This is a genomic window from Oleiphilus sp. HI0061, from assembly GCF_001635675.1.
Window position 1 is genome coordinate 1 of sequence record NZ_LWFE01001027.1, and the last position, 9,081, is coordinate 9,081.

Here is a 9,081-nt window from a genome sequence, read left to right on the forward strand (position 1 = left end):
TATGCTGTATTCGACGGTAAGGTCGAACCCGACATGTCCACTATTTCCAGGCTCATATTGATGTCTGGTAATAGTTTGATAATAATCGATATTTGCGTCATCTTCGCCAGCACCATATTTTTCAATAACATAACTTTCCGCCGCCTCATTTTCAGCTTCGGTAACTTGGTAGTAGTAAGTGTTATACTTGTTGCCATAATGTTTTATAAACATACGTGGAATAATTGACCAATTACCAGTATCAGGGAAGGGGCGCGACCAGCTGATCGAAGATCTAGGGCCAGAGTAGGTGCTTACAACATCATGAAAAGCTTTGATTTCAACTAAGCCCACACGAGAGAAAAAGCGAAAAATAAAGCCAGCCTCGTAAGCTCTATCTCTATTTTCATCAATGCCCCAGTACAACTCTTCCATATCAGCGCTAATATTCTCAAGATCCAAAAATGTTCGTCCCGATGTTACCGCAAGGCCAAACATAATACGCTTATGCCTGAATAACTCGAAGCCAACTAGTGGCTCATCATGATTGTTATAGCCGAACAAATTTCCCCACTGAAAACTGAAAGTCGGTAAAAAGGAGTAGGTGCCATCATGTCCTATATAGGGTGCCGACCCAAATGTAATGCCGGGGCCGATAGAAAGATGGTCTTCATAGACTGGAACCGGCTCTTGTACCCTTGCTTGAGTTGCGGACGAGCAAAGCACCAAAGACAGTGTTATTGCAGCCAATGATAAGAGTTTACGAGAGTTGAATTCCATAGTGATAAATTACCTGGGTAGTTCCATGTGTGATTAATTACTTAATTTCCAAGCGTTCAGAGAATGCTGAGTCCTTGAATATTTCTGTATTCTATATCTTATTGAATTTAAACGATGAGATCTGGATAACATCATTCGTGATATTTCTGAATAATGCTAACCCTTATTAGCCGGCTAGGTCATATTGAGTGAGGTTATTGCTTTCGATCATGATGCGAACTTTCTCAATATAACGCTCAGCTTGTTCGGAGTAAGGGGAAAGTCCGGGCAGTAGATCTAGGCTGCTCATGTCTTGCTTGCTTGTGCTGCTGAACTTAGCGCGTAGTTTCCTGAATTCATCATATGCCGAGAAGCTATTTAGGTTCATCAGATAGGCCCTGATGGATTCATTTATAGTCTCGAATTGAGCTACCTCATGTTGTTGGTTCTCATTCCTGAATTTAGGTACAAGACCGCATCCTTTTTTAAAGCACCAGTGGCCAAATAGGTTGTTTCCTTGCTTAGCGAAACGACTGGTCCCCCAGCCAGACTCAATGGCCGCTTGTGCCAGTACCATAGAAGCAGGGACGGTATCAACACGCTCTAGCAGTCTGCCAAGTGTCTGACTTGGGTTGGTAGTTGGCACAACCTTGTATTTCATTGCAAGCGCTTTAAGCCAATTTCTGTCGTATTGGTTCAGGCTGGCGGCACCATTTTTTTTTATGGAAGTGCTCATAGCTTGTATTGCAGTTCTGAGGCGAAGTATGTGAAGGTTTTCGTCCTTAACCATTGGCAATAAATATTCAAAAAAAGACTGCTTCTTCTCACTTATATTCTGAATAACTGAAAAGTCAGGAAGCGGGACGGACAGACTGCTATCGGCCTTGTTTTCAATCTTGGGTAGCATATTTTTGGGACTGTGATAGAACCATATGCTTGCCCAAATAATAGACAGTAAGCAGAGGGTAACGGGGTAGTTAATGCTGACGAGGCGTGAAATTAAACTCATTAAAGTTTCAGGGCGCAAATGTTTAAGTAAAGTAATTTTACTTATATTACACAGACAGCACCCTGAAAGAAAATATATCGTTCGTTTAAAACTGATCTAGAAACTGCTCGTAACCCCGGCTACTAAGTTGCTGCTTGGGAATGAATTCCAACGCGGCGGAATTAATACAGTATCTTAAACCAGTTGGCGCTGGGCCATCATCAAAGACATGCCCAAGATGTGAGTCTGCAAATTTACTACGAACCTCGGTGCGAGACATAAATAAACGAAAATCTTTCTTTTCAACTATATATTCTTCTATTAACGGTTTAGTAAAGCTCGGCCATCCTGTGCCAGAATCAAACTTATCTCTCGATGAGAATAGGGGTTCTCCACTGACGATATCGACATAGATACCTTCACGTTTCTCATCCCAGTACTCGTTATCGAATGGTCTTTCCGTCCCTTCTTTTTGGGTAACTTTGTATTGAAGGTCGCTGAGCTTCTCACGTATCTTGGTATCGCTTGGTTTGCTGTATTGATTAGTCTGTTTGTTTTCGCTCATAGCTTTCCTCTCAAGATTTTCCTTTGTCCAAACTGTTTCCAGATACTGATCTCTACCTGAATTGTAGCGGTAATATTTATATCTTATTGGGTTTCTTTTGAAGTAGTCCTGATGGTAGTCTTCGGCAGGCCAGAACTTACCAGCTTCTATAATTTCTGTCGTAATGGGTTTATCAAATATGCCGCTGCTCTGAAGGGATGCTTTAGAAGAAGCAGCTAAGTTCATTTGCTCACGGTCCAAATAGAAGATTACGGGTCTATATTGCTTTCCTCTATCAACAAACTGTCCGCCAGAGTCTGTTGGGTTAATATGTTTCCAGTAAACATCAAGTAGGGACTGATAATTTGTGACTTTAGGGTCAAATTTTACTAGAACCGCTTCGACATGGCCGGTTTTGCCTGAGGCTACTTGCTTGTATGCGGGTGACTGTTCACTACCTCCGATATAGCCCGACGTGGCGGAAAGTACTCCTTTATGCTTTTCAAAGTCTGCTTCGGTACACCAGAAGCAGCCGCCGGCAAAAATCGCCGTGTCGCTCGCTGAGACAATGGCGCCTTTACTCATGGTGGATGCCCCAGGCTCTTGTGCTGCTTGGGTGATTGCGCTCAGATAGGTAATAATACTAAGCAAACTGACGATCCAAAGTGTTTTTTTCATAAATTCCTACTCTATCGGGATTCTTTTAAGCAACTGTAGAACTTAGGACAAGAGGTTTGCAGAAAGGTTCCAAATCCGTTTTAGATATTTTCTCTTAGTCAGGCCTGTTTTTATCTGAGGGCTAATTTTAGGGAGGTGAATAAATCACTAAACATCCTTTAGAATCCGAAGTTTAGGTCTATACTGCTATTTTATTGACGATAATAATTAATTGAGCCTTACCAGATATGTATAAGTTTCTTTTGAATCTCCGTTTAAAGTATAAGTTTTGGTTGTTAAACGGGGTTTCATTTACCATTGTTTGTTTAATGGTTGCTGCCTCCATTGCAATAAATCATTCTTTCATCTTGGATGAAAGTCGTGAGGACAATGCTGATATTGTCGATAGCTTACTATCTATTTCAAAAGAGTTGGACCCACTAGAGTACCGGGCATTGACAGCAGCTAGTAATAACCTGATTTACCGTGAGTCAGGTCAGCAAGATTATTTTACTGGTAAAAATGTTCACAATTCAATTTCAAGTGAGTCTATCGACAAGGCGCTCGATGCAAAAGAATTGCTTGTTACCTTTGGTGGTGGATGGCTCGATGAGTTCCCTGCCGTGACTCTTACAAAAGCGAGTCTTGACAATGGCGCAATCATTGCGCGTGTAGCCGTTAAACCTTCTTTGATACAAATGTTTAAAGCTCAAGCGCTCAATTTTGCCTCCGTCGTATTTGTCTTGATGTTAGTTCTATTAGTCTGCTCACAGATTTTGATTACCTTCTTTGAACGTCATATTGACAATCTAAAATCAGTTATGAAACATGTTAGGAAGAATGGTGACTTAACTGCAAGAGTAGAAATAGATTGTCTTGATGAAGTGGGCGAAATGGCTGAGGCTTTTAATGCCATGCAAGATAATTATCAAAGTACCGTTAAAGTGCTTATGGATACTGCTGGATCGCTGCATCAATCTGCTGCAAGCCTTCAGGAGAATGCAAATCGAACCGAGCGGGATATGTCTGAGCAACAGCAGGAAACTGCGGCAATTCTAGAGTCAATTGCGCAATTAACAATTGCCGCACAGGAAGTGGCCAGCAGCGCTTCAGAGATGCATGAAGTTAGTTCGTCTGCGGCTGATCTCACTGCTTCGGGCGAGCTAGAAGTCCAACAAGCCAAGGATGTTACACATACGCTAAGTCAGGAGATCGACCAAGTTTCTACTTTGATATCAACCTTGCAAGATGATACGAAGAGAATAGATTCTACAACAAGCGAGATACAGGTAATCTCTGAACAGACTAATCTTTTAGCGCTCAATGCTGCAATTGAAGCTGCAAGAGCTGGCGAATCGGGCCGTGGCTTTGCGGTGGTTGCAGATGAGGTTCGTTCGCTCGCTCAACATGCACATGAGTCGAGCGAGAAGATACAGCAGCTTGTAAATGCAATTCGAAGTGTAACCAGCGATATTATTCGGGTAATGGATCAAGGTACCTCGACAGCAAACAACAGCGTTGAGAGCTCGGAGCGTACGGTTGCTTTATTCTCTGATATCCGCTCCCTAAGTGATCGTATCAATCGCAGTAATCTTGTCGTGGCGTCTGCCGCTGAAGAGCAGAGCCAAACAAGTCTCGCTGTGAGCAATGGCCTAGAGGAAGTCAAAAAAGGAGCCGACCACGTTCTACTTAATGCAATGAGTGTTAGCGAAGACTCAAAGAGGATAGCTGATCTTGCTAATCAGCTTGAAAGCATCGTCGGAAAACTGCAAGTATAAGCTTAAGGTTCTTTCACTTCTTCACGGGCAAATCGCCCGATCTCACGGTCAGTAATTATTGGCGCGCTATCTATAGCAATCGAGATTGTGAACATGCTCGCGACAACAACTGATGCTGGTAATGCTATTAAAAACCAAGGCCAAAACTGCTTATACCAGGCAGTTTGAGGTTTATTATTTGTATCGTTCATATTGTTATATTCCATCTCTGGGTAGGTATTGTGATTACGGTGCTATCTTGGGCTGAAGAATCGAGAACTTTCTTGAACCTTATATATATCATCCTCAATCTTGGTAGAGATTGTAAACTCAAGAGTTTCAATAGGTTTATCTAAAGACGCTACGGGGCTTGCAACGGTTACGGTAACATTGCCAACTTCGCCTGGTGCTATTTTTTGCACTTCATTGTAAGAAACCTTTGCGCCGTCAATTCCGGACACATCAATTTGATATGTTTGCGCATTCTTACTTTTATTCATCACCTTAAAGTTATAGACGTTTTCAATATTAGACGCGTCGATAACGCGGTATAGTGCACCACGATCTCTGAGTACATCAACTGCTAGCGGTGAACGCATTGCAATGGCAATAACAAAGGCAACAAATAAAGCAACTAACAAAATAGCATAAGCGACAATTCGCGGCCTAAGAATCTTAGTTTTTTCGTGATGTAAGGAATGTTCAGTGGTGTAGCGAATCAAACCTTGAGGTTTCGAGACTTTTTCCATTACCTGGTCACATACATCCACACAAGCTGCGCAGCCAATGCACTCATACTGTAAGCCTTCGCGAATATCGATGCCAGTAGGGCAGACCTGCACACATAAAGAGCAGTCAACACAGTCACCTGCCTGGTCGGCCATTTCCTTTCTTTTTTTACCCTTAACTCTTGGCTCGCCACGGTCATCGTCGTAGGAGACAATCAGAGTGTCCTTATCGAACATGGCGCTTTGGAAGCGTGCATAAGGGCACATATATAAGCATACCTGTTCTCTGAGGTAGCCAGAGTTTCCATAAGTCGCAAAACCATAAAATAGGATCCAGAAAGTTTCCCAGGGCCCAAGAGTGTAGGTGCCAGACAGCGTTGTCCACAAAGACGCTGATAACTCGCGTATAGGTGTAAAATATCCGACCAAGGTAAAACCGGTCCATAATGAGAACAGGAGCCATACAAGCTGCTTGGTCCCTCGTTTGCGAATTTTTTCAGCATTCCAGGGCATCTTTTCCAGCTTAAGCTGTGCGCCTCGGTCACCCTCAATAATGCGTTCCATCCAAACGAAGGCTTCAGTCCAGACGGTCTGGGGGCAGGCATAACCGCACCATAAGCGGCCAGCCAAGGCTGTAAAAAAGAATAGGCTGAGCGCAGCCATGATTAATAGCCAAGCTAGAAAGAAAAAGTCTTGAGGCCAAAACGTTAGCCAAAAAATATGAAACTGGCGCTCCGGTAAATCGAACAAAATTGCTTGATGTCCATCCCATGTAAACCAGGCTGCAAAATAGTAAAGCCCGAGCAGTGTAAACATCATTGCTTTGCGAAGCGATTGGAAAACACCTTTTACTTCACGGGTGTGTACCTTTTCATGACTTGCATACAAGTTGCTGTCGGAAGACTTGAAGCGATGTGCAATTTTGTTTTCAATATCCATTAATTAACACCAATGTAAACAGATAGAACTAGATGCCTGCAGGCCTAGGAGCAGCTGCAAGTTGTTTTTGTCTTGAGCCGACTAGTCAGCTTCCTCATCGTAATGTTCTGACAAGGATTTTTGTCGTTTGGCAAGAGGTAGGGCCAATAAGACACAGCTCAAAGCTGTGCAGCTAAAACCAAACACCCAAAAGAGGAAAAAGCCTAATGTATATAGAGCATTTGGGCTAAACTCTACAGGGAAAGTCGCGATACTTGATAACTCTATCGGATCAAATGCTGCGAAGAAAAGCATTGTTGCCAGTGCTGCGCATAAAAAAGACACCCAAGCCATAACACCAAATGAGCGCCAGAAAACTTTCGACTGTAATTCTTCCTCGGGAACAATCGTGCGTAGTTGCGATATGATAATTCGAATCATCATTGACCTCGGATCATTATAAATATTGGTGTAATTCAGCGCCTATATAAATGATTGGGCGCTGAATTACACCTTGATGACAAAGTTATAGAGACAAAATATAAGCTGATAGAACTTTAGCTTCTTGCTCACTAAACAAATGTCTGTGCGACGGCATGTTGCCGTTACGTCCATTGGCTATCGTGGCGTCAATATCTCTTAACAGTCCGCCATATAACCAAATATTGTCAGTAAGGTTGGGCGCACCAAGCAGCTGGTTGCCTTTACCGTCAATGCCATGGCAAGCAGCGCATTGCATATCAAAGCTTGCCTTGCCTTGTTCTGCTTTGGTCGCGTCAGTGGACTGATTGCTTAAGCTAAGCACGTACTGAGTAAGGTCAGATCTTTGCGTGTCATCTAAAATTGCGCCGAAAGCAGGCATCACGCCTTGACGGCCATTTAGAATTGACTGCGAAATCAAATCTGAACTATTTCCGTATAGCCAGTCATCATCTGCAAGATTCGGAAAGCCTTTTGAGCCTTTAGCATCGGAACCATGGCATTGCGAACAGTTATTGGCAAACAAGCGTGAAGCAGTTTTCATTGCTTCAGTATTTGCTTGAAGTTCTTCAGCTGTTTTGCCCTCAAATTGAGAAAAGAAGGCAGCGCGGTCCGCTCTATTCTTTTCCATTTGGGCGTCTAACTGATTAAGTTGAGTCCAACCTAATGAACCTTCGTTATTACCTAGTGCAGGGTAAAGGTACATGTAAATTGCTGCAAAAATAGTTGTCAGAATAAACATGTTAAACCACCACTTTGGTAGTGGGTGATTCAGTTCGGATATACCGTCCCATTCATGTCCGGTAGACTCGACCTCACCGCTCTCATCCGACTTCTTTGAAGAAGTCGCGAACAGTAGCCACATGACACCAACTAGGTTGCCGATGACCAATACACTGATGAAAATACTCCATCCTGTACTCATAATTAGGCCTCACTTTTTTCTTTGTTATTGCAAGTATTCGTTGCAGTGTTATCCAAGGGAAGATTTGCCATTTCCTCGAACGCTTCTTTACGCTTGCCACTCCAGCTCCAGAAGCAAATTCCGATGAACGTAAGCAAAAGCATGCCGGTCATTAAACCGCTTAGTGTGTGCTGTAATTCGCCCATGCTTATCTCCCGTTGTTTGCAGTGCCAAGCACTTGCAAGTATGCAATCAAAGCATCGATTTCAGTCATATTTGCTAGCTGGGCGGGCCCGTTAGCGATTTCTTCGTCTGAATAGGGATGGCCTAGTAAACGTAAGGCTTCCATTTTGCTTATAATGCTATCAGTTTCTGCTGGTGCCTCGGCTAACCAAGGGAAGCTTGGCATATTTGATTCAGGCACCAAATCACGAGGATTGATTAAATGTATACGATGCCATTCATCAGAGTAACGGCCACCAACGCGTGCCAAATCAGGACCTGTTCGTTTCGAACCCCACTGGAACGGGCGGTCGTAAACTGATTCACCTGCAACTGACGGAGGGCCATATCGCAACACTTCATCAGCGAAAGGTCTAACCATCTGTGAGTGACAGTTGTAACAACCTTCACGAATGTAGATGTCGCGGCCCGCTAGCTGAACCGCTGTGTAAGGTTTAACGCCTGGTGCTGGTTCTGTCGTTTGTGTTTGAAACATCAGCGGAACGATTTCAACCAAACCGGCAACACTAATTACTAGGGCAATTAATACACCAAGTAGTGCGCTGTTCTTTTCAATAGTTTGATGATTCATTATGCTGCCTCCTTGTTGGATGCTTCGTTGTCTAACTCGGAAGAACCGATGGTTTTAATTACGTTATATGCCATCATCAACATACCAACCAAGAACATTAATCCACCAAGTACACGTACGACATAGTAGGGGTAGCTAGCTTTGATACTTTCAATGAAAGTATATGTCAGCGTACCGTCGTCACCCATGTCTCTCCACATTAGGCCTTGCATTACACCAGCGATCCACATTGATGCTATATAAAGTACTACACCAATTGTTGCGATCCAGAAATGACTGTTTATCAGCGATTCGCTATACATGCGCTTTTTGTTAAATAGCTCAGGAACAAGCATGTAAACGGAACCGATAGTAATAAAAGCAACCCAACCAAGCGCACCTGAATGAACGTGCCCAACTGTCCAGTCAGTATAGTGAGATAGTGCGTTGACGGTTTTTATCGACATCATTGGCCCTTCAAAGGTCGACATGCCATAGAACGATAGGGATACAATCAGGAACTTAAGGATCGGGTCAGAGCGTAACTTATCCCATGCGCCAGATAGCGTCATGA

The 9,081-nt window shown here is 43.3% G+C and carries 11 protein-coding genes; 1 reads left to right on the forward strand and 10 read right to left on the reverse strand.

What is annotated here, in order from left to right; genetic code table 11:
- The 3 genes from A3735_RS12875 to msrB form a co-directional block, all read right to left on the reverse strand.
- Window positions 1–759 (reverse strand): MipA/OmpV family protein (locus tag A3735_RS12875; RefSeq protein ID WP_082885881.1); only part of this gene is annotated, 759 nt, incomplete at its 3' end.
- A gap of 166 nt (window positions 760–925) precedes the next feature.
- Window positions 926–1,747: a glucosaminidase domain-containing protein gene (locus A3735_RS12880; RefSeq protein ID WP_082870316.1), complete on the reverse strand. Its 822-nt coding sequence runs from the start codon at window positions 1,745–1,747 to the stop codon at window positions 926–928.
- Window positions 1,748–1,832: 85 nt separating this feature from the next.
- Complete coding sequence (msrB, locus tag A3735_RS32380; RefSeq protein ID WP_369820530.1) at window positions 1,833–2,855, reverse strand: peptide-methionine (R)-S-oxide reductase MsrB; 1,023 nt, start codon at window positions 2,853–2,855, stop codon at window positions 1,833–1,835.
- A gap of 320 nt (window positions 2,856–3,175) precedes the next feature.
- On the opposite strand from msrB, the gene A3735_RS12890 reads away from it, so the two are divergent.
- The gene (locus A3735_RS12890; protein WP_068506513.1) at window positions 3,176–4,705 is read left to right on the forward strand and encodes a methyl-accepting chemotaxis protein; all 1,530 of its coding nucleotides are present in this window, start codon (window positions 3,176–3,178) and stop codon (window positions 4,703–4,705) included.
- A 2-nt stretch (window positions 4,706–4,707) separates the two neighbouring features.
- Here the strand turns inward: A3735_RS12890 and A3735_RS30965 are convergent, their stop codons facing one another.
- The 7 genes from A3735_RS30965 to A3735_RS12925 form a co-directional block, all read right to left on the reverse strand.
- Window positions 4,708–4,896 (reverse strand): FixH family protein, encoded by a 189-nt coding sequence (locus tag A3735_RS30965; RefSeq protein WP_068554747.1) that lies wholly within the window; start codon window positions 4,894–4,896, stop codon window positions 4,708–4,710.
- Between the two features lie 42 nt (window positions 4,897–4,938).
- Window positions 4,939–6,351 carry a cytochrome c oxidase accessory protein CcoG gene (ccoG, locus tag A3735_RS12900; protein ID WP_068506518.1) on the reverse strand — a complete coding sequence of 471 codons (1,413 nt, stop codon included), beginning with the start codon at window positions 6,349–6,351 and terminating at the stop codon, window positions 4,939–4,941.
- 81 nt (window positions 6,352–6,432) lie between these two features.
- Window positions 6,433–6,774, reverse strand: a complete 342-nt coding sequence (locus tag A3735_RS12905) for a hypothetical protein (protein WP_156490703.1) — start codon at window positions 6,772–6,774, stop codon at window positions 6,433–6,435.
- Between the two features lie 82 nt (window positions 6,775–6,856).
- Entirely contained in the window at window positions 6,857–7,735 is an 879-nt protein-coding gene (gene ccoP, locus A3735_RS12910; RefSeq protein ID WP_068506521.1) for a cytochrome-c oxidase, cbb3-type subunit III, read from the reverse strand.
- A 2-nt stretch (window positions 7,736–7,737) separates the two neighbouring features.
- Window positions 7,738–7,920, reverse strand: coding sequence for a CcoQ/FixQ family Cbb3-type cytochrome c oxidase assembly chaperone (locus A3735_RS12915; RefSeq protein ID WP_068506528.1), 183 nt, complete (start codon window positions 7,918–7,920; stop codon window positions 7,738–7,740).
- Between the two features lie 2 nt (window positions 7,921–7,922).
- A complete protein-coding gene (gene ccoO / locus A3735_RS12920; protein ID WP_068506531.1) occupies window positions 7,923–8,528 on the reverse strand; it encodes a cytochrome-c oxidase, cbb3-type subunit II in 606 nt (201 codons plus the stop codon).
- The coding region (locus A3735_RS12925; RefSeq protein WP_197485888.1) for a cbb3-type cytochrome c oxidase subunit I at window positions 8,528–9,081 on the reverse strand (554 nt) is incomplete at its 5' end. The genes A3735_RS12925 and ccoO, both read right to left, overlap by 1 nt.

What these genes read in the sequence shown, in the direction of transcription:
- A3735_RS12880 (WP_082870316.1), bottom strand. Translation starts at nt 1,747, where the DNA reads ATGAGTTTAATTTCACGCCTCGTCAGCATTAACTACCCCGTTACCCTC.
- msrB (WP_369820530.1), bottom strand. Translation starts at nt 2,855, where the DNA reads ATGAGTAAAGGCGCCATTGTCTCAGCGAGCGACACGGCGATTTTTGCC.
- A3735_RS12890 (WP_068506513.1), top strand. Translation starts at nt 3,176, where the DNA reads ATGTATAAGTTTCTTTTGAATCTCCGTTTAAAGTATAAGTTTTGGTTG.
- A3735_RS30965 (WP_068554747.1), bottom strand. Translation starts at nt 4,896, where the DNA reads ATGAACGATACAAATAATAAACCTCAAACTGCCTGGTATAAGCAGTTT.
- ccoG (WP_068506518.1), bottom strand. Translation starts at nt 6,351, where the DNA reads ATGGATATTGAAAACAAAATTGCACATCGCTTCAAGTCTTCCGACAGC.
- A3735_RS12905 (WP_156490703.1), bottom strand. Translation starts at nt 6,774, where the DNA reads ATGATGATTCGAATTATCATATCGCAACTACGCACGATTGTTCCCGAG.
- ccoP (WP_068506521.1), bottom strand. Translation starts at nt 7,735, where the DNA reads ATGAGTACAGGATGGAGTATTTTCATCAGTGTATTGGTCATCGGCAAC.
- A3735_RS12915 (WP_068506528.1), bottom strand. Translation starts at nt 7,920, where the DNA reads ATGGGCGAATTACAGCACACACTAAGCGGTTTAATGACCGGCATGCTT.
- ccoO (WP_068506531.1), bottom strand. Translation starts at nt 8,528, where the DNA reads ATGAATCATCAAACTATTGAAAAGAACAGCGCACTACTTGGTGTATTA.